Genomic DNA, 24,284 nt, shown 5'->3' on the forward strand with positions numbered 1-24,284 from the left:
GCCATGAACACGGGCTCCATTCAGGTCGACGAGACGCTCGCGCGTTACTCCGACCTTCTGTTCGGCACCGCCATCACGGTGTACGTGCTGGCCATGTTCCTGTTCCTGGCCGCGCTCGCCGGGGCGCGGGCACGCAAACTCGCCCCGGCCGCCGAGATGGTGACCGCCGGCGGCGCGACAGTCGCGGTCGACGACCGCGCCCCCGGCCGCATCGACGGTCCCGCACCGCGTCGCAGCAAGGGCTCGCGGCTGGCGGCGATGGCCTACCCGGTCGTCTTCGTGGGGCTGATCGCGCACATCGCCTCGATCGTGCTGCGCGGTGTCGCCACCGACCGGGCGCCGTGGGGCAACATGTACGAGTTCATCTCGCTGACGTGTGCCGCCTGCGTGGTCGCCGGGCTGGTGGTGCTGCGCAAGCCGGAGCATCGTCCCTTGCTGTCGTTCGTGCTGCTGCCGGTGTCGTTGCTGATGTTCATCGGCGGACGTTGGCTCTACACGCAGGCTGCGCCGGTGGTGCCGGCACTCAAGTCGTACTGGCTGGCCGTGCACGTCTCGATCATCTCGATCTCGTCGGGTGTGCTGTTGGTGTCGGGCGTCGCGAGCATCCTCTACCTGGTCAAGATGCGCTGGGGGGCCAACGCGTCCGACGCCGACGACTCCGCGGATCCGCTGACCGGCAAGGGATTCGTGGCCGGCATGCGCCGCATCGTGGCGCACATCCCCAACGCCGATGCGCTCGACCGGCTGGCCTACAAGTGCGTCGTCTTCGGGTTCCCGCTGTTCGGGCTCGGCGTGATCTGCGGCGCCATCTGGGCCGAGGCGGCCTGGGGCCGGTTCTGGGGCTGGGACCCCAAGGAGACGGTGTCGTTCATCGCATGGGTGATCTACGCGGCCTACCTGCACGCCCGGGCCACGGCCGGGTGGCGCAACAACGCGGCGGCCTGGATCAACATCGCCGGTTTCGTCGCGCTGCTGTTCAACCTGTTCATCATCAATCTGGTGGTGTCCGGGCTGCACTCGTATGCCGGACTCTGATCACGCCGGACTCAAACCGCGGCGGACTCTGATCACTGTGGATTCTGTCCGGTCGGACTCGGCGCTTCTCCGGGCGGCGGCAAGGTGTCGCCCTGCGCCTGCGCCTGGGCCTTGACCACCTTGAGCAGATCGATCAGCACGTCGATGGTGTCGGGGCAGATCCGCCCCACATCGATACCCGACAGATGAGTGCCGGTGGTCGCCAGCATCTCGACATAGTCGCGTTGCTGCCGCACCCGCTCGAGGTCTTCGTCGGGATTGGCCAGGAAATAGGTGACGCTGACCTCGAACGCACGGGCGATGGCCTCCACCGTCCGGAACGACGGCGTGCGCGCCTTACCGGTCCGCAACTGCGAGATGTAGGCGTCCGAGAGCGAGTAGCCGAGCTCATTGGCGCGCTCGGCGATCTTCTTCCCGGTGTAGGGCGCGCCGTTCTCGTCGCGCGAATGCTCGAACAGATAGCCCACCTTCTCGGCGAAACTGGCATCGTCCTCATGCGCCGGCGTTCGGCGCGCATCACCGGCAGTCACCCTCGTGTATCCCCCGCGTCAACGTCGATCGTTGTGCCTGCACCACCGGTACGGTCGACCGCTCCCGCTGTCGTCCGAACTACGTAGTGAAACGAGATTACCCTACCTCGGGGTAGGGTACGTGGCCGTAACTTCGGCGCCCGGTCAGGCGTCGTCGCCATCGGACCCGTTGGTGCCACGGGTCCGACGATCGAGGTCACGAAGGAAATCAGGGTCGTCGTCGGGGCCGACGGGACCCGACGGTTTGGCCGGTCGACGAGGTGCGTGTTCGTCGCGCTCGTCCGACTCTCCGAGTTGGGGGCCGAAGGCACGCCACAACAGGAAAGCAATAGCTGCAATGCCGATCAAGGCAAACAGAAACGTCATGGCAACCTCCCGTAAACCAGCGTACGTGAGGTTGCGACGGAGCGGGGCAGAGCCTGCTCAGTGGGTGCGGCGGTTGAGCAGTTCGACGACGTCGGACTCACGGAACCGACGGTGTCCGCCGGGCGTGCGGATGGACCCGAGCAGACCGGAACTGGCCCAGCGGGCGACGGTCTTCGGGTTCACGTTGAACATGGCTGCCACCTGACCGGGCGTCAGGGTGTGCTGACTCGCAAGGCCGGGGGTGATGAGGCCGGGGACTCCGGCTGCGTCGGTGATCGTCACGATGTTCCTCTCTCCGCCTGCAACGATGGCGATCTGGGATCACCTCATGGATACACGCCGGAGTGCCGGGTGTTCGAACAGTCAGGAAACGGTAAAGAGAGTGCAAAACCGGCATTCCCGGCCGCGTCTGTCGTCCGAGGGGGCGCCCGGATGGCCGGATAACCCCAGTACCCTGGTGTGCAGAGATCGGAAAGAAGGCGTATTCGTGACAGATCAGAACGCATCCGGGTCCGCCCCGGCGGCCGACACCCCGGCGGCCGACACCCAGGGGGCTGACACCCACGCATCGGCCGGCAGTGTCGCGCTGGCGGTGGCGATGTACACCGTGGCCCGCCTGGCGCTGGTCGTCGTGGTTGCGGCGCTCATCCTCGGGATCGGTGCCCTCGTCGGGGTCGAGGTGCCGTTGCTGGTGGCTGCCGTGTTCGGCGTGCTCATCGCACTGCCGTTGGGGCTGGTCCTGTTCAAGAAGCTGCGATTGCGGGTCAACAGTCAGATCGCCGCCGTCGACAATGCGCGCCGAGCCCGGCACGACGACCTGCAGTCGCGGCTGCGCGGCACGTCGGACTGACCCTGTGCAGCCGACCAGGATCGTCGACCACCGTCGCAACCGGACATGGTCGGAGAACGCGGTTCGCCTGATCGAGGCCGACGGCCGTCGCAGTGCCGACACCCATCTGCACCGGCTTGCGCTACCCGACTGGTCACGATGGACCGACGACGCCGGCCGTGACACCGGCATCGAGCTCTACTTGAAGGACGAGAGCACCCATCCCACCGGTTCGCTCAAGCACCGGCTGGCGCGATCGTTGTTTCTCTATGCGATCTGCAACGGGTGGGTCACCGAGGGCACCACGGTGATCGAGGCGTCGTCGGGTTCGACGGCGGTCAGTGAGGCCTACTTCGCCAAGCTCATCGGGGTTCCGTTCATCGCGGTGATGGCCTCGAGTACCTCGCCGGCCAAGACCGCGCTGATCGAGCGGGAAGGCGGACGCTGCCACTTCGTCGACCGGCCCGGCGACGTCTACGCCGAGGCGTTGCGGCTCGAGGCGGAACTCGGCGGTCACTTCATCGACCAGTTCACGATGGCCGAGCGCGCCACCGACTGGCGCGGCAACAACAACATCGCCGAGTCGATCTTCGCCCAGATGGCCGAAGAGGATCATCCGATCCCGACCTGGATCGTGGTGGGTGCCGGCACCGGCGGGACGTCGGCGACGCTGGGCCGTTACGTACGGTATCGGCGCCACCCCACCTGGCTGGCGGTGGTGGACCCGCAGAACTCGGTGTTCCTACCGGCCTACGACACCGGCGACGGTGCCCTGCGCTCGGAGCTCGGCTCCCGGATCGAGGGGATCGGGCGGCCGCGGGTGGAGCCGTCGTTCGTCTCCCAGGTGATCGACCGGATGATCGGCGTTCCCGACAACGCATCCATCGCCACCGCCCGACTGTTCAGCGACCGACTCGGCCGTCGCGTCGGCGGCTCCACCGGCACCAACCTGTGGGGTGCGCTGCAGATCGTCGCCGAGATGGCCGCGCAGCGTCAGCCGGGCAGCGTGGTCACCCTGCTGTGTGATTCGGGCGATCGGTACGCCAACACCTACTTCGACGACGACTGGCTGAGCCGGCAGGGATTCGACCTGACCGAGCCGACGGCCGTCCTCGACGAATTCCTGGCCTCCGGCCACTGGACCGGCGCCACCGCCTGACCGGCGGGTGCACACTCAACGGAGAACAGCGCACACTCAACGGAAAACAGCGCCCACTCAACGGCAGCTTCGTCGAGTGGGTGCCGTTTCTCGTCGAGTGGGTGCCGTTTCCTGTTCACTGGGCGCCGTTTTCCGTCGAGCGGGCACTCGATCCGACTAAGGGCACCCTCACCGTCGTCCGATACCATGACCCGCGTGAGCTCTCTCGCGGATGAACCCCTGGTCAAGGCCGTCGATCTGGTGCGCGAGTACCAGATGGGCGATCAGCGGGTACGGGCCCTCGATGGGCTCGACCTGACCCTCGACGGCGGCCAGTTCGCGTCGATCGTCGGCCCGTCGGGTGCCGGGAAGAGCACGCTGTTGCATGTGCTCGGCGCACTCGACACCCCAACCTCGGGCACCATCACGGTCGACGGCACCGACCTCGGCTCGCTCGACGACGACGACGCGTCGGCCTTTCGCCGCCATCGCGTCGGCTTCGTGTTCCAGTTCTTCAACCTGGTGCCGACGATGTCGGCGTGGGAGAACGTTGCGTTGCCGCGCCTGCTCGACAGTCAGTCGCTACGCAAGGCCAAACCGCGTGCCGTCGAGTTGCTCGAACGCGTCGGCTTGGGGGCGCGCGTCAATCACCGTCCGTCGGAACTGTCCGGCGGGCAGATGCAGCGCGTCGCCATCGCCCGATCGTTGATCATGGACCCGACCATCCTGCTGGCCGACGAACCCACCGGCAACCTGGACTCCAAGACCGGTGACTCGGTGCTCGAACTGCTCTCCGAGGTGGCCCACGACACCCCGAACCGGCTGGTGGTGATGGTGACCCACGACGCGCACGCCGCCGACGTCGCCGACACCACCATAACGGTGCGGGACGGGAAGATCGCGTGAGTCGATCGTCGACCCGCACGCTGCGTCTGGTGCGGTCGGTGGCGTCCGGGCTGTCGCGGATCCGGGTGCTCAACCTGCGCGAGATCCGCACCCATCGACTGCGGATGGTGACCTCCCTGCTCGTGGTGGTCGTCGCGTCGGCGCTGCTGATCTCGGTACTCGGGCTGTACGGCTCGCTGACCGAATCGGTGCGCCAGGTCAACGCGGCCATCAGCGGTTCCGCTCAGGTGGAGGTCGCGGCCATCGCCGACTCCGGCATCGACGACGAACTCCCTGCCGAGATCCGCCGCGACGTCCCGGACGCGAAATCGGTGGTACCGCTGATCCGCGACTCGGTGGTGATCGACGACCGCAACATCGCCTTGCTCGGGTCGGATTTCCGCGTCACCGCGCTGTCCGGTGATCTGCAACAAGCCGTCTCTCAACAACAATCGCAGGGCATCGACAAGGGCGATCTCGACAACGGGATCGTCGCCGGGTCGGCCACCGGACTCACCGAAGGCCAGCGCCTGTCCATCAATGGTGTTGATGTACAGGTCATCTCGGTGATCGGCGGCGATCAGGCCGACGTCCTCAACCGCGGCAACTTCATCTTCGCCTACCTCGGGCTCGCGCAGCGGCTGGCGGCCCAGGAGGGCAAGGTCGACTCCATCCTGATCGTGGCGCAACCGGGCGCCGACATCGCCACCGTGAAGTCGTCGGTGGCCGACGTCGTGGACGGTCGGGCCGTGGTGGTGGACCCCGACTTCCGCGCCGCGCAGGCCGAGACGGCGAGTTCGGTGACACGTGATGCGACGCTGCTGGTCTCGCTGATCTCGTTGGTGATCGCCGGCTTCCTGGTGTTCAACACGATGAACATGGCGGTCGCCTCGCGTCGGCAGTCGTTGGCGATGATGCGTGCGCTGGGTGCGCGCCGCGGTCACCTCGTCGGTGACCTGCTGGGTGAGTCGGCGTTGTTCGGTCTGGTCGGTGGTGCGCTGGGCGTGCCGGTTGGCGTTCTCGCCGGACGTTGGGCAATCGGTCGGATCCCGGAGGCCAACACCGATCAGATGGCGACGGCGGTGAGCTATCACCTGCCGTGGTACGCGCCGGTGATCGCCATCCTCGCGTGCATATTCGCCTGTGTCGCAGCGACGACGCTGGCGGCCCGATCGGTGTTCGCGGTGTCCCCGGTGGAAGCGATGGTCGCCGGCGAGGTCGCCGACGGCACCGGCAAGAACGGTCGCGGCGTGTGGATCTCCGGGATCGCCGGTGTGGTGCTGCTGGTGGCGTCGTGGTTCGTGGCCGTCGGCGTTCCCGGTCGCCCGGCCATCCTGGCCGGTGCGGTGTTCGCCGTCGGCGGGCTCTTGCTGTGCTACGCGCTCACCGTGCCGTTGGTGGCGCTGGTGGTGGGACTGTCGCGCCGCTTCGGTGGTCCCGGTCAGCTTGCCGCCGTCAACGCCGAACGTGCGCCGCGTCGGGCCTGGGCGACGCTGATGACGGTGGCGGTCGCCGTGGCGGTCGGGATGGGCACCTCGGGTGCACTCGACAACCTGGTCAGCTCGATCTCCGGCTCGCTCGACGGCTTGGCCGACCCGGACTTCTACGTGTCCTCGGCCGACAGTGGTGGCCTGCCGGTGGGTCCCGCATTGCCGGCCGAGATCGCCCCGGCGGTGGCGCAAGTCCCCGGGGTGACGCAGGTGGTCGGCGCGCAGTGGGCGTCGATCAACGTCGACGAGGCCAAGATCTACGTGCAGGGACTGGAACCGAACTCGTTGGCGCCCTTCGTGAAGAAGGCCGATCCCGAAGCCCTGCAGCAGGTACTCGCCGGGAACGGCATGCTGATGTCCACCGTACTGGCCCGCACCCTCGACGTGGCCGAGGGCGACACGCTGCGGATGGCCACCCCGACCGGCTATCGCGATGTGGTGGTGCGTGATCTGGTCAACTACATCTCCATGGGTTCGGGTACGGCCGCGATGAGCAACGAACAGCTGTCGGAGTGGTTCGACCGTCCGGGCGACACCTACCTCCAGGTGTCCACCGACCCGGCGGTCGACCAGGACCGGATTCGCGCCGACCTCGAGGCGGTCGCCGCCGAGTACCCGTTGCCGGGCACCCGGATCGCCGATGTGCATTCCGGGACCGAGGCGCTCGAATCCGCGCAGGCCGAGGCCGAGCAGGCCGGCGCCTTCACCGTCGCCATCCAATGGATCGTCGCGCTCGCCGCCGCCGTGGCGCTGCTGAACACCCTGCTGCTGTCGGTGATCGAACGTCGCCGTGAACTCGGCGTGCTGCGCGCGATGGGTGCCTCGCGGAAGTTCGTGTCCCGGATGGTGGTTGCCGAGGCCGCCGGGGTCGCGCTCATCGGATCGCTGACCGGCGTCATACTCGGTGGGGCTCTGCACTTCTTGTCCGACAAGATCCTGTCGGCCACCACCTCGATCGACATCGCGTACTCACCGCGCCCGTCGACGTTGATCTTCGTCGCGGTCGCCTGTGGCCTGTGCATCGTGGGCGCACTGGTCCCGGCAATGCGGGCCTCCCGGATGAACATCAGCGAATCCATCCTCGACGAATAGCCCCGCCCACCTCGCGGGTGGCGGCGTTCTGTCGGTGGTCGTCGGACAGGTCCGAGCCGCCCCAGTGTTGGCGCCGTTTTGTCGGTGGTCGGACAGGTCCGAGCCGCCCCGGTGTTGGTGCCGTTTTGTCGGTGGTCGAGTAGGTCCGAGCCGCTAGGCGAGGGCCGTATCGAGACCACTCCCGCCCAACCACTCAGCCCCGCACCACATCCAGTCCGGCATGCGCCAGGAAACGCTCGAACAGCACGTCGCAATCGTCGGCAGCGGCGTCGGTTCGCGCCGCGATCGACGCGGCCAGCGCCTCGAGATCCACCCCGTCCTCCGACATATCCGATCGCGTCCCGGAGAAGCCGTCGCGCCAAGCGACAAAGCACTCCGGGTCGATCTCGGGGTGGAACTGCACGCCCAGATGCGGTCCGCTCACGAACGCCTGCACGCCCGCCTCGTTGCGGGCGATGACCTCCACGTCGTCGGGCACGGTGATCGTGTCGTAGTGGTATTGCATCCACGGCCCTTCGGCCACCAACTCGGGCCGCGTCGAGGTCACGGGAACGAAACCGTGTTCGGGTCGGCTGCTCACGGCGACCGTGCCACCCAACGCGCTGGCCAGGATCTGCCCGCCGAAACAGATGCCGTAGATCGGTACGCCAGCGCCGATGGCCGTACGCAGGTACTCGCGCTCTCGGCCGATCCACGACAGCGATTCGTCGTGCACCGAATCGGTGGAGCCCGTCACCACCACCAGATCCACCTCGCCCGGCGCGGGCAACGGCTCGTCCTCGTCGGCGGCCACGATGTCCACGGCGATGCCGCGACGCTCCATCGCCGGCAACAGCGACCCGACGATGGCCCGCCGGTACTCCGGCAGCACATTGTGTACCAGCGTCAATGCTCGCAATCCCATCTCGCGGAGCCTACCGGCCCACGGTCGCCGCGGCCCGACAACCATGCCGGCGCCGAAACCGGAGGAACCGTTGCCCCCGCTGGTGCGTCCAAATGACCGACGACACGTTTCGTCGCTCATGTTCTCGCCGGCTTGGTAAGGAGCCCCCGATGCCACTTCCGTCCCCCGATGTACTCCGCGTGATGCCCGCCGAGATCGCCGCGGGCGTCGGCACCTGGCGGGCCGAGGCGAGGCGTATCTCGACGCTCGAACTGATTGCCCGACAGGATGATGCGGTGCCACCCGTTGCGCAGGGGCGGACCATGCGGGCGCTGCTCGACGCCGACGATGCCCTCCGGAGCACGGCCGAGTCGCTTTGCGGGCGACTCCAGGAGATGAGCGTCGTGCTCGCCGGGTTGGCGGCCGCGGTGACCGACACTGACGATACGTCGGCCAGCCGTCTGCGGATCGAGCGTTGATGCGGCCGACGATCCCAGAGCTCCGTCAGTGGCGACCCGCGGCGATTTCCGCAGCCGGCGCCGCAGCCCAGGCTGCGTCCGACCTCGTCGACGCCGCGACGCGCAGGATCGTTCGAGCAGTCGATGCAACCACCTGGTCGGGTGTGACCGCCGTCGCCGCAGAGCGATTCGTCGACGACACCGACGTGCGGGCCCGACAGATACGTCGCATGTTGGTCGAGATCGCCGAGGAGGCCGCCCGAGCCGGCGCCGATCTCGCCCGGGCGCGTGCGGTGGTGCTCGGTGAGGTCGACGGCGTGATCGCCGACGGCTATGCCGTGACCGATGACGGCCACGTCACCGGTCGGGACGGACCCGACGAACGCTCGAGAACGGCCGAAGTGCGAATCCGCAATGGAATGAACGTCATTGATGCCGTCGACGAGCACTGTGGCGCGCGGATCGACGAACTGGTGGCGGCCATTCCGGGCGCGGCGATCCCGGCGGGCGGTGCCGCCGAGGTCACGCTGCCCGACGGCAGCACTGCCGACGCCGACCGCGTGGTGACCGCGCTGACTCGGATGACGCCGTCGACGCGCCGCGAGTTCCTGTCCCGGCTGGCCGAGGAGGATCGGCTCCGGATCGCCGCAGCCGATCCGGGTGTGGTCGGCAACCTCGATGGCATCGATTTCGAGTTGCGCTCTGCTGCAAACGATCTCGCTATCCGTGCCGCGCTGGAGACCGAACGGCTCGCGGGTCGGGCCGACGGCGTGCGGGCACGCCGACTCGAGGATCTGCTCCGACCGCTCGCCGACGGCCGTCGACGCCGGTTCATCGCCTTCGACAACGCCCGGGGCCACGTCATCGAGATGGTCGGGGAGGTGTGTGCGGACACCCGCAATGCGGCGGTGCTGGTGCCCGGCACCGGCTCGGGTCTCGATACCATCGATCAGAGCGTCGTCGCGGCAACAGAACTCGCGCACGCCACCGGTGGTCCCGTATTCGTCTATCTCGACGGTGATCTGCCGCAGACGATGGGCTACGAGGGTCTCGACGATGCGCTCGGTGCGGGCGCGCTGGCGGGATCGCTGGCCGGTCCGCTGGGGCACGCGCTGGGTGCCGCCGCCGCGGTGGCGGAATCCCTCGACGGCTCGGCGGCCGATCCGCGGTTCGCGCGTGAGATGGCGCCCGGCCTCGTCGGGTTCGCCGCGGAGCTCGACGCCGAGATCGCCGAACGCGCGCCCGGGGCGGCGGTGACCGTGATCGGGCATTCCTACGGCGGATCGGTGGTCGGTTCGGCCGAGCAGCTCGGGCTGCGCGCCGACCGGGTGATGTATGCGTCGTCGGCGGGCACCGGCGTGTTCGACGGCCCGTGGCGCAACGCGAACCCCGCCGTCGAGCGCTACTCGCTGACCGCGCCGGGCGATCCGATCCAATGGGTGCAGGCGTTGCCGGGAAATCCGCACGGCGAAGACCCGGACTCCGCGCCCGGGGTGTTCCGGATGGACACCGGCTTTCACGCACCCGGCGCCGACGGCTCGTGCTCACCGGTCGCGGGTGTCGACGGACACGGCGACTACTGGCGTGACCCGGACTCCGACGCCTTCCGCAACATCGTGCGGGTCGTCGTCGGGGAGCGTCCGACCGGCTACATCGAGCGACAACCCGATATCGGGCTGCGCCTGCCCTGGTGAAGCGGCGGCCGCCACCCGTATCCGTCGTCGTTCGACAGGTCTCACGCGGGTCGGGTCGGCGACCGCGGGCCGACCGGGAGGACGCGGCCCGTCGACGAGTTGCGCGAGCCGAACCGATTTGCGCGAGCCGATCGGACCCGCGCGAGCAGCCCGTGTCAATAATTCTTGACAACCGGGGCTTGTCAACTTAACCTGACACCATGCACGACGAGCAGAACCCGGCCAATACGGCCGATCGCGACACCTCCGGACTCGCCGGTGCTGCCGCGAGCGACGACCCGGCACGGGGGCTGGCCGCCGTCCGCGCGTTGCGCACACTGGCCGACCGACTCGAGGACGTACAGGTGGCCAACGCCCGCGCCCACGGCTGGAGCTGGCAGTCGATCGCAGAGGTTCTGCAGATCAGCCGCCAGGCCGTGCATCAGAAACATGCACACCGCGAGGTCCGCGACAGCGGGCCGAAAGGAGACACGAACAATGTTTGAGCGATTCACACGCGACGACAGAATGCTCATGGCCTTCGCCATGCAAGAAGCCGGCGACCTCGGTCATCGGCACCTCGGTAACGACCACCTCATCCTGGGCATGCTCTGCAATGCCCGCAGCCCGCTGTTCACGCTGCTCGCCGAGCGGGGGCTAACCCTGCCGACGGCACGTGACGCGGCGCGGAGGTATCACGCCGAGCACGACGACGAGTCCGAGGCGACAGCGTTGGACTCCGAGGAGGAATCGACGCAGCAGCGCTACGACGAAGATCGAGAGGCCCTGCGCAGCATCGGCATCGACCTCGACAAGGTTCGCGAGGCGGTCCGAGGCCGGTTCGGCGAGGACCTGTCCGACGGCTGGGCTCGACGCCCCGATCGTGGCCCCGGCGGTCGGCGCGGTCGCGGGCGTGGACGTGGGCCCGGTCACCGGCATGGCCACGGACCTCACCGCGGGTGCGGCCCCGACGGCGGACGTCCCGACGACTGGGGTCCCGAGATGCGCGGACCCGAGGGCTGGGGCCCGGGCGGCTTCGGCCCCGGTGGCCCCCGCGGCCCATTCGGCCCCGGCGGACCCTTCGCCGACGACGGACCGTGGGAGCCCGGTCGTGGACGGCGCGGGCCCCGGGGCCGGGGCAGCCGCCCACGCTTTGCCGGTCCCACGCGCTCGGCGCTGGCGCGCGCGCTGGAGATCGCCCGCGAGCGTAGCGATCGTCGGCTGCGCCCGGAGTACCTGCTGCTGGCGATCATCGACACCGCCGACGACGCGTCGCGCGCGGTGATCGAGTCGGCCACCACACCCGAAGGCCTGAAGGCGGCCGTCTGGGCGAGTCTGCCTGACGTCGAGGTGGAGATCTGACCGGAGCGCCACCGCGCCCTGCGAGTGAGGCCAACGTGTCGCCCAACGGCACGTTGGCCTCACTACGCTGCGCGGTTGAGCCCATACCCACACTCGAACTAATGTTCGAGTGTGGGTATGCAGTGGATCGGCGGCGACAGCGGCCAGCCACGACGGCCGGTGTTCTTCCCCGTCGGTCACAAGGCGGTGCTCATCGACCTCAACGCGCTGTATCCACAGACGCCACACCACACCGGTGAGTACTTCCCCGACGGTCTGCAGATCCGGTCGGTCCACCTCGGCGTGCTCACCGCCTGGGCACGCTCGGAGTGGGGTGAGTGGTACGGCAAGGTCACCTACACCATCACCGCACGCGATCGTCAGGAGAAGGTGACGCACTGGGTACCGGGCTGGGCGCTGCGGCCGGCCGACCCCGGACGCCGGCCCGCGTCGTGAGTGGTCACGATTTTGTTTTCGAATGCAAACAAATCGCATTCCCCGTAATTTGTGAAAACGGTCGTCGAATGCGCATGTCGTGCGAAGGAATGAAACAAAACGGGGACTTCTCTGCGCTTGTGTCGGAGCCATAAGCGATGATGGTGGACATGACCGAACCGCCGCCCAGGGTATGGCGAATCGGCGTCGTGGACGACCATGAGCAGATTGTCCGCGGTTTGCGGGCCACCCTCGACGAACAGTCGGATATGGAGCTCGTTGCCGGCGCGGGAACCGTGAATACGTTGCTCGCCATGGCCACCGAGCTCGACCTGGTGCTGCTGGACCTTCGTCTCGGCGACGGGACGTCGCCGATCGCCAACATCGAGGCGTTGCGTGCGGCGGGTATCCCCGTCCTCGTCTACACCTCGGGTGACGAGATGTTCATGGTGCGCCAGGCCGCGAGCGCCGGAGTGATGGGCGTGGTCCGCAAGAATGCCCGCGAAGCGGAATTGCTCGATGCCATGCGGCGCGCGTTGTCCGGTGACACCGTCCCCAGTATCGATTGGGCGGCGGCCATCGATTCCGATCCCGGATTCGTGGATCTGTCGCCGCAATTGCGTCGAGTTCTCGAGTTGTACGCGGCCGGGGAATCGTCGGCGCGGGTGGCCAGAGAATTGAACATCTCCACCGAGACCGTCACCGACTACGTCAACCGCATCCGCGGGCGCTACAACGCCGCCGGCCGGCCCGCGCCCACCAAGACAGATCTCTACAAGCGCGCGATCGAGGACGGATGGCTGCCGATACCCCGGCGCTTCCGTCGGTGACCGACGCGCGCGACGAACGCGACGAGCAGGCCGGCCGCCGCATCCTGCGGCTGATGTCGGGCTTCGTCGCCGTCGGCTACCTCGCCTACGCGTTGATGACCTCGTCGTTGGTGATCGACTCGACCGCGGTGATGCAACCCTGGTGGACCGTGCTCGCGGTGATCCTCACCTTCGGCACGGGGTTGGCATTGGGGCCGGCGGGCCGCTGGGCCGATGTCCGTGGCATCCGACTCGTCGCCGCGGTGGCGGCGTGCGGGTACGCGCTGTCGCTGGCCCTGTGGTGGTTCGCGTGGTCGGGAGCCGAACTCAACGTGGTCGGTGGGATCTGGATGTCGCAGTTCCCGGGGCTCGCGGCGATCGCCGCCGCCCTCGCGTTCCGACCGATGATCGCCTTCGGCTACCTGGTCGTCGTCAACGCGGCGGTCATCGTCGTCAGTCACGTCCTGCGGCCGGCCGATCTGAACGGACCGTTGTTCGTCGACATCGCCTGGGGATGTTCCTATTCACTGATCTTCGTGTCCGCTGCGGTGATGGCCATCCGCACAGCGGGCATTCTCGACCGCACGCGGTCGGAGGCATACCGCGCCACCGCGGCCGCAGCTGCCGCGGATGCGCGGTCGACCGAGCGCAGCCGGTTCGATGCGCTGACCCACGACAATGTGATGTCAACGCTGCTGACGGCGTCGCGTCGCGGCGGATCGCCCGAACTCGCCCAGGACGCGCGGGCGGCACTGGCCGCCGTGGAGCGTGCCGCGGTCGGCGACAGCGCAGACGCTGTGGGCGGAAATGACGCGATCAGCCAGGTGCGGGCGGCGGTGGGGCTGGTGGATCCCACGCTGACCGTGGCCGTAGACGCCGACGATGCGCTGCCAAGCTACCCCGGCGAGGCGGTGTCGGCGATCGCGTCGGCCACCGCCGAGGCCGTGCGCAACAGTCGTCGGCATGCCGGTGCGGGCGCGACCACGACGGTGACAGTGACGGCATCAGCGTCGTCGCTGCGCGCAGAGATCCGCGACGACGGGCGGGGCTTCGACCCGACACACATCTCGGCCTCCCGGCTCGGGATCGCGGTCAGCATCCGCGGCCGGATCCGGCGGATCGAGGGTGGTGACGCCGCCGTCATGTCACGCCCCGGCGGCGGCACCCGGGTCGTCGTGGAGTGGTCGGCATGATCACCCACGACGTGCGCGACCTCATCGGCATGCGACAACCCGGCGCGTGGCTGGTGGCCGGCGCGTTCCTGTTGTCCACCTGGTCCACCATCGGCTACATCGTCGTCCGGCAGCCGGGGGAGTGGTCGCCGGTCCTGGCAGGTGTCATCCTGACCGCGGCGGTCATTGCGATCCTGCAGGTCCCCGGCGATCCGCTGCCGCTGCCGACGACCATCGCGCTGGCCGCGGCCGGGCCCACCGCCTGTGCGCTCGCGCTGTGGGGTTCTTCGGGCCTCGACGCCGGGTGGACGTCCTCGCTGATGGTGATGTGGGCGCACAGCGGGATCACCGCGGTCTACTGCTTCATGTGTGTCCGGGGGCGGTTGCTCGCGCCGTGGATCGGTCTCATCGCGGCCTCTGCCGTCTACGCGGTCTGGGCCGAGAGTCTCGGACGGTCGCCGGTGGGTGCGTTGACGATGGTCGCGGTCAATTTCGCGCCGCTCGTCATGGGCACGCTGTTCTCCCGCACCCTGCGGCCGACCGCGCGTGCGGTGTTCGCCCTGCGCGCCCAGACCATCACGCAGGTGGCACGGCTGTCGGCCGACGCTGCCGCCGACGAGGAACGGTCCGCTCAGGTCGCCGTGCTCGACAATCTGGCGCGGCCGATGCTCGAACGCATCGCTTCCGGTGCGGTACTGACCGCCGACGAGCGCATCGAGTGCGCGTTGCTCGAGGCGCACCTGCGGGACCGGCTGCGGGCTCCGCTGATGTCGGCGCTCGACCTCGACGAGCCGGCCTACGAGGCCCGCGCGAAAGGGGTGGAAGTGGTGTTCATCGACGATTCGGACGCACGCGTCGACGGCCAGGATTCCGATCCGATCGACTCGCGGGTCGCCTCAGCGGTCAGCGATCTGGCCGGCACGGTGCTCGCCGAGGCGCGAGAAGGGCAGGTGTTCGTGCGGGTGGCGCCCCCGCACGGTTCCATCGCGGCTTCGGTGCTGCATCGTCGACGCGACGGCAGCAGTGTGCGCTCCGAGATCGACAAGACCGGCGGCATTCGTTCGTTCAGCTGACCCCTGGCCTGGGGGCACGAAAACATGTGTCTGTTCCTGTATGTGACGGGCGCCTAGTTTGATCTGCAGGAGCTCTGCGCGTGTGAGGAATGTGATGATGACGAACGCAATTGTCCGGGAACACCGTTCATCCCCGGTGCTGAGCGACCGTGAGGTCGATGTGCTGGTCCGGTGGGTCGCCGACCGGCCCATGCGTGAGATCGCCCGGGAACTGTTCATCACCGACGCCACTGTGCGTACCCATCTGGTCCGTATCCGCGGCAAGTACCGCGCCGCCGGGCGTCCGGCCACCACCAAGATCGCATTGCTCGTGCGCGCGATCGAGGACGGCTACACCTCGATCAACGAGATCGCGGCAAGCGTCGGTCGGGCCAACGCGCCGACGGTCACACGCTGTGACGCCGCCGTGCGGCCAGGTCGCCTCGCCGGCTGATCCGGGGCCGGTGTCATCCGGCCGAACGAATCGCGGTGTCACGGTTCGCACATTTCGATAACAGAACCGCGCCGAGATCCGGGCGGTGGGCGATTGCGGGCGTCGTTCTTGTCACCATGAGACACCGATCCCGAACCCCCGAACGAGGGCCCGATGACGATGTCTCGTGCCGACACCGACGCGCTCGCCGACGGTGACCCCGCGCGGCGCCCGACGCTGCGCATCGCACTCGCCATGCGCGGCGGGGTGAGCATGGCGGTGTGGATCGGGGGTGCGGTCGCTGAACTCGATGTGCTGCGGCGCGCCCTGCTCGAACCCGACACCGATCCGGTGTGTCCAGACGACGCCTGCCCGGCCGACGCCCGAGCCGCCTGCCCACGCCGGATCGCTCGCGCTCACCGCGCCCAGATCTACCGGCAGATGGTCCGTGCGGCCGGCCACGACCATGTCGAGTTCGACATCCTCGCCGGCGCGAGCGCAGGCGGCCTGAATGCGATCCTGTTCGCGCTGGCCCAGTCCTACGGCGTGGCCACTGACGACATCGTGCTGCGCATGTGGAAGGACCGCGGCGGACTGTGGGATCTGTTGCGACGTCCGGGAGTGGGTCGGGTGCCGTCGATCCTGCGTGGCGACGATCAGTTCCTCACCATCGCTGCCGACACCCTTGCCGAGATCGCCACCGCCGGCGGCGCTGATGGCACGGCGCAGACCGCGGTGGACCGACTGACCGTGGAGCTCGCGGCCACCGTGTTGCCTGATCCGCAGGAACCGAACCTCAGCAACCAGGCCGGGTTCACCTTCATGCGGCGACCTGGGGGCCTGACGACCCGCTTCTCCACCATCCCGGGCCTATCCGACGGCCTACTGTCGGACGAGCGGCGTGCATCCGTTCTAGGCCGGATGGCGTTGGCCGCGCGCGCCACGTCGTCGTTCCCCGGCGCGTTCGAACCGGCGTCGGTGCATTCGATCACCGAGGACCCCCACAACGACGACGGCATGCCCGGCGATCACGTGTGGAACATGGCGCCGGTCTTCCCGTACGCGCGGTCGGCCACGCTCGCCGACGATGTGCGCCGACGACTCGGGCGCGACCGCGACCGCTTCGACGTCGTCGACGGCGGGGTGTTCGACAACATCCCGATCGACCGGGCGTTGCGAGCCATTCAGCGCGCCACCGCCACCGAGGAATCACGTCGGCACCTGATCTATCTGGACCCGCAGCCCCCGGCGGCGACATATCCGACCATGTTGCCCGACGACGTCCGCTTCGATCCGGTCGGCGTCGACTGGGTACAGGTCATCCGGGCATCGATGGCGTTGCGCACCCGCACCGAGACCGCCGACGACGAGATCATGGCGGTACAGCAGTACAACGAGCGCTGCGCGTCGGTGGCGCATCGGCTGACGTCGCTGGCCGAGGTGCTCGATCCGGCGGTCCCGACCGACCCCGACTCCTGGCTCCCCGCCTACCTCGACGCTCGGATCGGCCGGGACATCCCGGCCATCGCCGAACTGCTGCGCAATCCTCGAGAACACTTCTGCGTGCCGCCGTTCGGCGGCGCCGACCTCCCCGACGAGCTGCCGGATCCGGACGCGGTACCGGCGGCGGTCACCGAGGTCTACGACGGATTCCGCGGCGACACCGGCAGCGTCGCCCGCGACACCTTCATCTCCGGTGACGTCGACGGCCTTGCCGACACCGCGGTCCTGCTGATCGCCTGGATTCAGGCTCTCGGTCAGCAAGCATCGGCAGACCTGGTGCGCAGCAAGAACATTCTCTATCGGTGCCTGGCCATGCTGCTGTATGTGCGGCACGAGACCACCTACCGCAGCATACTGCTGCGCGACGACGCCACGGTGCTCTTGGCATGTCGGCTCGAGGCTGCCCTGGAAAGTCAGGGTGGTTGGCGGATCGACGACGAGCTCGCGGCGGCGATTACCACGGCCCCGTCCGGCGAAACGGCAAGTGACGGCGAGTTCTACGGACTGCTGGCGCAGATGGGTGCGCGCCGAACCGACGGCGGGACAACACTGTTGCCGACGATCCGCACGGTCCTCGACTCAGAACTGCGATGTATCCGCGCCGCGACGAGTAGCTTGCCTGACCGAGCCGGGCTCGGTATCTACGGGGTACTCGCCGACGTCGCCGATCCCAGCGCGTTTCACCTCGTGCGCCTGTGCCTGCCCGCCGGGATTCCAACGACGACGGCGTCGGGGGTGACGTTCTCCACGATCACTGGTGACACAGCGGGAACCGAGGTGCACGGGATCGACCTCACGCCGCTGCGGAAGGCCGCCGCGCGCAAGCAGGTTCAGCAGTGGGTGCGCAAGAAGGTCGATCCGGCAGAGATCAATGTGACGATCATTGACGACCTGGTGACGCAGACCAGGACACTGTCGCGCGCCGACATGAAACTCGCCGGAACCGAGCTGAACCGCTTCGGTGGTTTCCTGTCGAAACGGTGGCGCGAGAACGATTGGTACTGGGGTCGGTTGGATGCCGCCACCGGCATCGTGAAGCTGCTCGGCGACCTGGGCGTGCCCGCGCCACAGCCGAAAGACGATCCGCGGCGGCTCATCCTGGCCGAAGTCGACGAAACATGCCGCACCGGAACCGATCCTGGGGCCGAGTCGTTAAAGCGTCGACTGGCCACGGTGGGCGGGGAGACGTTGTCGGATCTACCCGCGCTGTACCGGTTCGCGCTGGTGTCGCGGATCCTGCCGCTGGTGGTCCGCGGCCTGCAGCCGTCGTCGCGGTCGGGTGGATTGGTGAGTCGGGCGCTGCGCCTGGTGGCGTTGATCCTGGTGCGCCCGTTGGTGGTGATCGCTTGTCTGTTCGCCGACCCGCTGCGCCTCATCGGTGCCCTGGCCGTCACCTGCGCCGCGGCGGCACTGTTGGGTGCGGCGGTGACCGGCATGGCGGGGCAGCGGGTTTTTCTGGCGGTGATCATCGTGATCGGTGGGTTGTCGATGGTGCTCGGGCGTGGTGTGCGGCGCCGATGGCGGGTCGTCGCACAGCATTTCGACGCCGCTCGGCCCCAGCGCCTCGACTCGGCAATCCGCGAGAAGCGTTTCGGTGTGTGGCCGCAGGTGATCGCCGACTCCCGACGACGCGCGGCCCGACGCTACTGGGCGAACATGGTGGTGGGTCTGGTGTTCGTGGTCGGCGGGGCCTGGATGTTCCTGCGGCCGCCGTGGTGGCTGGCTGTCGGCTCGGAACTGATGGTGCTGGTGGTGGCTGCGTGTGGTCTGTTGGCCTGGTGGTTGTATCGCCGGTCGGTGACTGCCGGGGCGTCGGCCCGCCCGTCCGCGGGACGGATCGCGGCGATCGTGGCCACCGGCGTCCTGTACGTGATCGCCGCGATGGCGGCGACGCTGCTCGCCTGGTATCCGTGCACGAGCACCCGCGCACTCGAACGCTGTGCCCAACCCCTCGAGGTCGTCGACGCACTCCCGCAGGGAGGATGGGTCCAGTCGTTCCTGGAGTGGGGTGGGGCGCAAAACGGTCACGCCGACCGGCTGGTGCTGGCGACGATCGTGACGGTGGTGGTGTCGGCGACGGTCCTCGCGCTGATCAGCGTGTGGGGCTGGACGCCCTGGTACTGGATGACCGGTGAGGCCATAATCGTCGCCACGTTCGCGCTGTTCGGACTGGTGATCGTCGCAGCTATTGATGGGCTGGCCAACCCGCTGACGGACTTGGCGCCGGTCGCGGTCTGGCTGATCGGCATGGGGGTGCTGCATCAGCTGACCAAACCCATCCACGCCCGGCTGCTGTCGGCGTCGGGACTCGACCTCGTCCGCGAACGGCGACGGCTGTTGGCGGAGATGATCGAGGACTGGCGCACATGACGGCAGCCAACGAGATGAGCACCGCGTGCGGCAGGGAGTTCAAGCCGGCGCACGCGGTGCTCGGTGTTCTCATCATCCGGCTCACCCGGTTGTGAAAGGGGGGGAATCCACACCCGAGTGAATTGCGGATAAAGCCCCGACAAGAACGTTCACTATGCTAACAAACCCCCGAGTATGGGGCCACTCGGCGCGGCTGGAAACGAGCTATGTCTTGCAGCCCAGCAGCGTGGCCTTCATCAACCCGCCATATTGATACGCGTACGTGTACGCCCAGCTCTCCGGTGACCGCGCGTAGCTGCGCGGTACACCGCGCATGATGACCTGGCGGTCGGAGCACTGGCCGAAGATGTAGCGCGCCCGTACCAGGTGATAGCGCCAGCTCACCACGATCACCGATCGCCACCCGCGGGCGGTGGCCATCTGCTGGGTGAACATCGCCTCGCCGCGCGTGGTGGACGGTTGCGGCGCAAAGCAGATCACCTCGATCGTGTCGGTGCTCGCATCGCAGACCCGGTCCATCAGTTCGCGTTCGGACGGTTTGTACGGCCGGTACGGATCGGAGATCAGCACGGTGTCGGCGTAGCCCTGCGCCGCCAACTCGAGCCCATAGTCCTCGCGACCGTCGTGCTCGCCGCCGAGCACCACGATGGCATCGGCCGGACGCAGCGGGTCGGAATGGTCGCGGGTGAACAGCTGATACCCCAGCACCCCGACGACCAGCGTGGCGACGAGCACCATGCACACGGCCGCGGCCAACAACGCCTGCCGGCGCCGTCTGCGCCGATTCGGTCCGCGCACCAGGACAGTGGTAGCGCGCATGGGCCAAGGATATTGGCGCCTCGGTCGACACGCCGAACTGAGATGACTAACCGATGACCAATCCCACAGCCGTCAGCACTGCCCACGCCAGCATCGCCTGCCCGGTGATACCCAGCGACGGGATGAGCCGCGGACCGGTGGCGCCGCGACGCACCGGCAGATACGCCGCCCAGATCAGGGGCGCGGCGAGCAAGCCGAGCAGCGCCCACGGGGTGGCCCCGATCAACGCCACGCTCACCACCGGCGGTACCGCCAGCAAGACCGCGAACAGCACGCGAGTCCGCTTGTCGCCGAGCCGAACCGCGAGAGTGACCTTGCCCGACTCGGTGTCGCTGGGGATGTCACGCAGATTGTTGACCACCAGCACCGCCGACGAGATCGAACCCACCGCGATCGCACACAGCAGGCCGACCCAGTCGATCGAGCCGCTCACCACGAACTGGGTACCAAGGACGGCGACGAGCCCGAAGAACACGAACACGGCGACCTCACCGAGGCCGATATAGCCGTAAGGTTTGCGGCCGCCGGTGTAGAACCAGGCGCCGGCGATGCAGATCGCGCCGATCACCACGAGCCACCACGCCGTGGTGACCGCCAGCACGAGCCCGCACAGTGCGCCGACGGCGAAGCAGGCGAATGCGGCTCGTTTGACCGCGCCGGCCGAGGCCGCCCGCGAGCCGACCAGGCGCATCGGGCCGACCCGGTCATCGTCGGTGCCACGTACCCCGTCTGAGTAGTCGTTGGCGAAGTTCACGCCGACGATGAACGCCACCGCGACGATCAGCGCGAGCGCCGCCTTCCACCACGCCACCTCGCCGAGGTCGCCGACCGCTCCGACGCCCACGATCACCGGTGCGATCGCGTTGGGCAGGGTGCGGGGTCGAGCGCCCTGGATCCACTCCTTTGGGGTAGCCATTCTGTGGATCTTTCCATGACAATGACGGCACACTGCATCGGCGTCGGTCCGCGAGGGTCAGGTGTCGCGGCTGGGGCGCGCGGGTAAGCGACACAGAGCCGTCTTCGGTCCCCGGGGGTCGAAAACGGTCAGACCTCTGGAGTCCAGACCTGCGTGCTCCGGAGGTCGTCCGACGCGGAAAGGAGTGAGTCGTGAGTGGCGCCCGGCAGGAAGAGCGCGGAGTACACGGACAGATCGCGAGGCTGGCCCGTCGTCTCCATGGCGCCGCCGGCGGATCCGGTGTGAAGGAACCCTCCACCGTCCTCGCCGAGATCACCCGCGCGGCCGTGGACGTTCTTCCCGACGTCGATCACGCCGGCGTGACGCTCGTGCGCAGGGCCGGAAGCGGAACCCGGCCCGCCGAACTGCAGTCCACTGCGGCGACCGGAGCAATTCCCGAGCTCGTCGATCGGCTACAGCACGAGACCGGGCGAAGGGCCGTGTCTGGACGCCGTGTGGCAACAGGACACGATGAGCATCTCCGACATGGGCACAGAGACGAGGTGGCCACGGTTCGTCGCCGCGGTGCTCGATAGGACTCCGGTACGGGCCAGCCTGTCAATCCAGCTGTTCGTGACCGACGTCGAGCTCGGAGCGCTCAACCTCTATTCGGAAAACGCAGATCCGTTCGATCCCGCTGAGGTCGATCTCGGCATCAACCTCGCCACACACGCCGCGATCGCCCTGTCCGGCGCCCGGCGTGGCACCCAGTTCCGCAGCGCGCTGGCCTCCCGCGACATCATCGGTCAGGCCAAGGGGATCATCATGGAGCGCTTCGATGTGGACGCCTTGCAGGCCTTCGACCTGTTGCGGCGGTTGTCGCAGGACAGCAATACCCCGGTGGCCGAGGTGGCCGCACAACTCGTCCAGAAGGACCACCCCGACCCACGGTGACGTCGCGGTTCAGGCCCGGACAGACTCGGCCGGACCGGTGGTTCGCGAGGACAGCTTCTCACCGAAGCTCGGCGGCACGATGATGTCGTCGCGCGTCAGATCGCGCACCGAGGCTCGGCGCAGTCCGAGCAGATTGGAGTCGATGTCGTTGCGCAGGATGTCGAGAACGTTCTCGACGCCGGCCTGTCCTTCCGCGGCCAGTCCCCACAGGTAGGCACGGCCGATCATCACTGCGCGCGCACCCAGACACAGCGCCTTGACCACGTCACTGCCGCGTCGGACGCCACCATCGAGCACCACCTCCACGTCGTCCCCAACCGCCTCGGCGATGCCGGGTAGGGCGCGCAGGGTGGCCGGGGTGCCGTCCATGTTGTTGCCACCGTGGTTGGACACAGAGATGGTGGTGGCGCCGGCGTCGACGGCCCGCTTGGCGTCATCGATACGCATCACACCTTTCACCATGAACGGCCCGTCCCACTGTTCGCGCATCCAGGCGATGTCCGCCCAGCGAGGCTGCTTGGTCTGCATCCATTCGCCGTAGGCGCCGAAGAAGGTCGGCGCAGCGGCCGGGTCGGGATCGGCGTCGACGTTGGGCGTCTTCAGATTTGGCAGATGTCCCGCTCGCAGATAGCGCAGCAGCCACCGCGGGTGAGTGATACCTTGCGGCGCGAACTGGGCCATCGTCTTGAGATCCAGTCTTTCCGGGATCGTTGGGCTGCCCCAGTCCCGGCCCTCGGAGAAGGTCCAGTCGAGAGTCACGATCATGCCTTTGGCGCCGGCCTGTTTCGCACGTGCCATGCGTCCGGCGATGGCGTCGCGGTCGCCCACCCAATACGTCTGGAAGAAGGTCTGCGGGTTCGCCGCCACCACGTCCTCGATCGGGCGACTCCCAAACGAGCTCAGCCCCATGGCGACACCCCGCGCCGCCGAGGCGCGCGCGACCGCCAGTTCGCCGTCCGGATGCACCGCCTGAACCCCTGTTGGCGAGATCAGTACCGGCATCGAGACGTCTTGCCCCATCACTGTGGTCGCGAGATCTCGCTCGTCGGGCAGATCGCCGATGTGCGGGGCGAAGCCGATCTCGTTGTAGGCGTCGATGTTGTCGCGCAACGTCATGCCCTGCTCGGAGCCGGCGACGAGAGCGCCGTACACGGACTTGGGGAGGCGTCGTTTCGCGCGACGGTGGGCCTCGGCGACCGATTCGAACCACGTGTTGGCCATTTGTTGCTCCTCTGTCAGTCGATGGTGCGGTACGCGGAGATGGTCAGCTGAAGCCCGGCTGAACCAGATGCCCCGAGTCCACCGGAATTGCTTGCCCGGTCACCGCATATGCCTGGTCGGAGACCAACCACAGCACCGCATCGCTGATCACCTGGGCAGGCAGCGCGCCCTGGCCATCGAGGATCCCGTAGCCTGTGGCGCCTTCCTCGAGGCTCGACCTATCGCCGCCGGGACCGCCGTTCATCATGTCGTAGACGTCCTGGTAGTTCGTCATCGGAGTGTCGATGACGCCCGGGCACACCGCGTTGACCCGAATGCGGTGTGGCCCGAGTTCGAGTGCTGCCGAACGCATCACGCCGAGCACGCCGTGCTTGGCGGCGCAGTAATGGATGTAGTTGGCGCCGCCTTCGAGGCCGTTGATCGACGAGGTCAGCACCACCGCGCCCGATTTCTGTTCGATCATCGTCGGCGCCACCGCGCGCAGTGTCTTGAATACGCCCGTGAGGTTGGTGTCGATCACGTCGTTCCATTGATCGTCGCCCATCTCGTGCAGTGGCGCCATGCTGTGAATGCCTGCGTTGGCCACCAGGATGTCGATGCGACCGAACTCGTCGAGCGCCTGGCGAACTGCGGCGCCGATGGCGTCGGTGTCGCGTACGTCTGCGGTGATGGCGAGGCACCGCCGGCCCGTCGACTCGACCTCCTTGACGGTGCCCTCGAGGTCTTCGCTGGTGGCGAGGTCGTAGTTCATGCTGTCGCGCGAACCCGTGGTGTCCACGGCGACGATGTCGGCACCGTGCCCCGCGAGGGTTGCGGCGTGTGCTCGTCCCTGGCCGCGTGCGGCGCCGGTGATGAAGGCGACTTTGCCGTCGAGCTGTCCCACTGTTCTCTCCTTAAAGCA

24 protein-coding genes are annotated in these 24,284 nt (G+C 68.0%); 16 read left to right on the forward strand and 8 right to left on the reverse strand.

The window, feature by feature from the left end; all coding sequences use genetic code 11:
* Window positions 1-3 precede the first annotated feature (3 nt).
* Complete coding sequence (ccsB, locus tag VX037_RS13745) at window positions 4-1,035, forward strand: c-type cytochrome biogenesis protein CcsB (RefSeq protein ID WP_266060095.1); 1,032 nt, start codon at window positions 4-6, stop codon at window positions 1,033-1,035.
* 32 nt (window positions 1,036-1,067) lie between these two features.
* Here the strand turns inward: ccsB and VX037_RS13750 are convergent, their stop codons facing one another.
* From VX037_RS13750 to VX037_RS13760, 3 genes are all read right to left on the reverse strand, one after another.
* The gene (locus VX037_RS13750) at window positions 1,068-1,565 is read right to left on the reverse strand and encodes a helix-turn-helix domain-containing protein (protein ID WP_287016854.1); all 498 of its coding nucleotides are present in this window, start codon (window positions 1,563-1,565) and stop codon (window positions 1,068-1,070) included.
* Window positions 1,566-1,709: 144 nt separating this feature from the next.
* Window positions 1,710-1,931, reverse strand: coding sequence for a hypothetical protein (locus VX037_RS13755; RefSeq protein WP_235724081.1), 222 nt, complete (start codon window positions 1,929-1,931; stop codon window positions 1,710-1,712).
* A gap of 57 nt (window positions 1,932-1,988) precedes the next feature.
* Window positions 1,989-2,213 carry a BldC family transcriptional regulator gene (locus tag VX037_RS13760; RefSeq protein ID WP_235724080.1) on the reverse strand — a complete coding sequence of 75 codons (225 nt, stop codon included), beginning with the start codon at window positions 2,211-2,213 and terminating at the stop codon, window positions 1,989-1,991.
* 205 nt (window positions 2,214-2,418) lie between these two features.
* Between VX037_RS13760 and VX037_RS13765 the strand changes: the two genes are divergently transcribed.
* The 4 genes from VX037_RS13765 (at window position 2,419) to VX037_RS13780 (ending at window position 7,365) form a co-directional block, all read left to right on the forward strand.
* The gene (locus tag VX037_RS13765; protein WP_328714662.1) at window positions 2,419-2,781 is read left to right on the forward strand and encodes a DUF4229 domain-containing protein; all 363 of its coding nucleotides are present in this window, start codon (window positions 2,419-2,421) and stop codon (window positions 2,779-2,781) included.
* A gap of 4 nt (window positions 2,782-2,785) precedes the next feature.
* Window positions 2,786-3,919, forward strand: a complete 1,134-nt coding sequence (locus VX037_RS13770; protein ID WP_235724078.1) for a PLP-dependent cysteine synthase family protein — start codon at window positions 2,786-2,788, stop codon at window positions 3,917-3,919.
* Between the two features lie 255 nt (window positions 3,920-4,174).
* A complete protein-coding gene (locus VX037_RS13775; protein ID WP_372475067.1) occupies window positions 4,175-4,804 on the forward strand; it encodes an ABC transporter ATP-binding protein in 630 nt (209 codons plus the stop codon).
* Complete coding sequence (locus VX037_RS13780; RefSeq protein WP_328714663.1) at window positions 4,801-7,365, forward strand: FtsX-like permease family protein; 2,565 nt, start codon at window positions 4,801-4,803, stop codon at window positions 7,363-7,365. Before VX037_RS13775 ends, VX037_RS13780 begins: the two co-directional genes overlap by 4 nt.
* Window positions 7,366-7,558: 193 nt before the next feature.
* Here the strand turns inward: VX037_RS13780 and VX037_RS13785 are convergent, their stop codons facing one another.
* Window positions 7,559-8,269 carry a type 1 glutamine amidotransferase gene (locus tag VX037_RS13785; protein WP_235724075.1) on the reverse strand — a complete coding sequence of 237 codons (711 nt, stop codon included), beginning with the start codon at window positions 8,267-8,269 and terminating at the stop codon, window positions 7,559-7,561.
* Between the two features lie 149 nt (window positions 8,270-8,418).
* On the opposite strand from VX037_RS13785, the gene VX037_RS13790 reads away from it, so the two are divergent.
* The 10 genes from VX037_RS13790 (at window position 8,419) to VX037_RS13835 (ending at window position 19,494) form a co-directional block, all read left to right on the forward strand.
* Window positions 8,419-8,727: a hypothetical protein gene (locus VX037_RS13790; RefSeq protein ID WP_235724074.1), complete on the forward strand. Its 309-nt coding sequence runs from the start codon at window positions 8,419-8,421 to the stop codon at window positions 8,725-8,727.
* Window positions 8,727-10,400, forward strand: a complete 1,674-nt coding sequence (locus VX037_RS13795; RefSeq protein ID WP_328714664.1) for an alpha/beta hydrolase — start codon at window positions 8,727-8,729, stop codon at window positions 10,398-10,400. Before VX037_RS13790 ends, VX037_RS13795 begins: the two co-directional genes overlap by 1 nt.
* A 200-nt stretch (window positions 10,401-10,600) precedes the next feature.
* Entirely contained in the window at window positions 10,601-10,885 is a 285-nt protein-coding gene (locus VX037_RS13800; RefSeq protein ID WP_328714666.1) for a helix-turn-helix domain-containing protein, read from the forward strand.
* Window positions 10,878-11,741 (forward strand): Clp protease N-terminal domain-containing protein, encoded by an 864-nt coding sequence (locus VX037_RS13805; protein ID WP_328714668.1) that lies wholly within the window; start codon window positions 10,878-10,880, stop codon window positions 11,739-11,741. Before VX037_RS13800 ends, VX037_RS13805 begins: the two co-directional genes overlap by 8 nt.
* Window positions 11,742-11,858: 117 nt before the next feature.
* Window positions 11,859-12,176 carry a hypothetical protein gene (locus tag VX037_RS13810; protein WP_235724161.1) on the forward strand — a complete coding sequence of 106 codons (318 nt, stop codon included), beginning with the start codon at window positions 11,859-11,861 and terminating at the stop codon, window positions 12,174-12,176.
* A 149-nt stretch (window positions 12,177-12,325) separates the two neighbouring features.
* On the forward strand, window positions 12,326-12,985 hold the full coding sequence (locus VX037_RS13815) for a response regulator transcription factor (RefSeq protein WP_328714669.1): 660 nt from the start codon (window positions 12,326-12,328) through the stop codon (window positions 12,983-12,985).
* Entirely contained in the window at window positions 12,952-14,157 is a 1,206-nt protein-coding gene (locus tag VX037_RS13820) for an ATP-binding protein (protein WP_266060110.1), read from the forward strand. Before VX037_RS13815 ends, VX037_RS13820 begins: the two co-directional genes overlap by 34 nt.
* Window positions 14,154-15,209 (forward strand): hypothetical protein, encoded by a 1,056-nt coding sequence (locus VX037_RS13825; protein ID WP_266060111.1) that lies wholly within the window; start codon window positions 14,154-14,156, stop codon window positions 15,207-15,209. Before VX037_RS13820 ends, VX037_RS13825 begins: the two co-directional genes overlap by 4 nt.
* Before the next feature lie 97 nt (window positions 15,210-15,306).
* Window positions 15,307-15,642 (forward strand): response regulator transcription factor, encoded by a 336-nt coding sequence (locus VX037_RS13830; RefSeq protein ID WP_266060112.1) that lies wholly within the window; start codon window positions 15,307-15,309, stop codon window positions 15,640-15,642.
* Between the two features lie 153 nt (window positions 15,643-15,795).
* Window positions 15,796-19,494, forward strand: a complete 3,699-nt coding sequence (locus tag VX037_RS13835) for a DUF3376 domain-containing protein (protein WP_328714670.1) — start codon at window positions 15,796-15,798, stop codon at window positions 19,492-19,494.
* Window positions 19,495-19,698: 204 nt separating this feature from the next.
* Here the strand turns inward: VX037_RS13835 and VX037_RS13840 are convergent, their stop codons facing one another.
* Both VX037_RS13840 and VX037_RS13845 read right to left on the reverse strand, forming a co-directional pair.
* A complete protein-coding gene (locus tag VX037_RS13840; RefSeq protein ID WP_328714671.1) occupies window positions 19,699-20,313 on the reverse strand; it encodes a YdcF family protein in 615 nt (204 codons plus the stop codon).
* Window positions 20,314-20,359: 46 nt separating this feature from the next.
* Window positions 20,360-21,229 carry a 1,4-dihydroxy-2-naphthoate polyprenyltransferase gene (locus VX037_RS13845; protein ID WP_328714673.1) on the reverse strand — a complete coding sequence of 290 codons (870 nt, stop codon included), beginning with the start codon at window positions 21,227-21,229 and terminating at the stop codon, window positions 20,360-20,362.
* Window positions 21,230-21,739: 510 nt separating this feature from the next.
* On the opposite strand from VX037_RS13845, the gene VX037_RS13850 reads away from it, so the two are divergent.
* On the forward strand, window positions 21,740-22,162 hold the full coding sequence (locus VX037_RS13850) for a GAF and ANTAR domain-containing protein (protein WP_328714675.1): 423 nt from the start codon (window positions 21,740-21,742) through the stop codon (window positions 22,160-22,162).
* A gap of 9 nt (window positions 22,163-22,171) precedes the next feature.
* On the opposite strand, the gene mftD is transcribed toward VX037_RS13850, so the two are convergent.
* Both mftD and VX037_RS13860 read right to left on the reverse strand, forming a co-directional pair.
* Window positions 22,172-23,383, reverse strand: coding sequence for a pre-mycofactocin synthase MftD (mftD, locus tag VX037_RS13855; protein WP_266060119.1), 1,212 nt, complete (start codon window positions 23,381-23,383; stop codon window positions 22,172-22,174).
* 43 nt (window positions 23,384-23,426) lie between these two features.
* Window positions 23,427-24,266 (reverse strand): mycofactocin-coupled SDR family oxidoreductase, encoded by an 840-nt coding sequence (locus tag VX037_RS13860; protein WP_328714677.1) that lies wholly within the window; start codon window positions 24,264-24,266, stop codon window positions 23,427-23,429.
* Between the last annotated feature and the right edge of the window lie 18 nt (window positions 24,267-24,284).

It is taken from the genome of Gordonia sp. Z-3 (genome assembly GCF_036233855.1).
In the GTDB taxonomy this organism is placed as follows: domain Bacteria; phylum Actinomycetota; class Actinomycetes; order Mycobacteriales; family Mycobacteriaceae; genus Gordonia; species Gordonia tangerina.

Coding starts and splice junctions, on each gene's coding strand:
- ccsB (WP_266060095.1), top strand. CDS start 4: ATGAACACGGGCTCCATTCAGGTCGACGAGACGCTCGCGCGTTACTCC.
- VX037_RS13755 (WP_235724081.1), bottom strand. CDS start 1,931: ATGACGTTTCTGTTTGCCTTGATCGGCATTGCAGCTATTGCTTTCCTG.
- VX037_RS13775 (WP_372475067.1), top strand. CDS start 4,175: ATGGGCGATCAGCGGGTACGGGCCCTCGATGGGCTCGACCTGACCCTC.
- VX037_RS13785 (WP_235724075.1), bottom strand. CDS start 8,269: ATGGGATTGCGAGCATTGACGCTGGTACACAATGTGCTGCCGGAGTAC.
- VX037_RS13790 (WP_235724074.1), top strand. CDS start 8,419: ATGCCACTTCCGTCCCCCGATGTACTCCGCGTGATGCCCGCCGAGATC.
- VX037_RS13795 (WP_328714664.1), top strand. CDS start 8,727: ATGCGGCCGACGATCCCAGAGCTCCGTCAGTGGCGACCCGCGGCGATT.
- VX037_RS13800 (WP_328714666.1), top strand. CDS start 10,601: ATGCACGACGAGCAGAACCCGGCCAATACGGCCGATCGCGACACCTCC.
- VX037_RS13805 (WP_328714668.1), top strand. CDS start 10,878: ATGTTTGAGCGATTCACACGCGACGACAGAATGCTCATGGCCTTCGCC.
- VX037_RS13810 (WP_235724161.1), top strand. CDS start 11,859: ATGCAGTGGATCGGCGGCGACAGCGGCCAGCCACGACGGCCGGTGTTC.
- VX037_RS13815 (WP_328714669.1), top strand. CDS start 12,326: ATGACCGAACCGCCGCCCAGGGTATGGCGAATCGGCGTCGTGGACGAC.
- VX037_RS13820 (WP_266060110.1), top strand. CDS start 12,952: ATGGCTGCCGATACCCCGGCGCTTCCGTCGGTGACCGACGCGCGCGAC.
- VX037_RS13825 (WP_266060111.1), top strand. CDS start 14,154: ATGATCACCCACGACGTGCGCGACCTCATCGGCATGCGACAACCCGGC.
- VX037_RS13830 (WP_266060112.1), top strand. CDS start 15,307: ATGACGAACGCAATTGTCCGGGAACACCGTTCATCCCCGGTGCTGAGC.
- VX037_RS13835 (WP_328714670.1), top strand. CDS start 15,796: ATGACGATGTCTCGTGCCGACACCGACGCGCTCGCCGACGGTGACCCC.
- VX037_RS13840 (WP_328714671.1), bottom strand. CDS start 20,313: ATGCGCGCTACCACTGTCCTGGTGCGCGGACCGAATCGGCGCAGACGG.
- VX037_RS13845 (WP_328714673.1), bottom strand. CDS start 21,229: ATGGCTACCCCAAAGGAGTGGATCCAGGGCGCTCGACCCCGCACCCTG.
- VX037_RS13850 (WP_328714675.1), top strand. CDS start 21,740: ATGAGCATCTCCGACATGGGCACAGAGACGAGGTGGCCACGGTTCGTC.
- mftD (WP_266060119.1), bottom strand. CDS start 23,383: ATGGCCAACACGTGGTTCGAATCGGTCGCCGAGGCCCACCGTCGCGCG.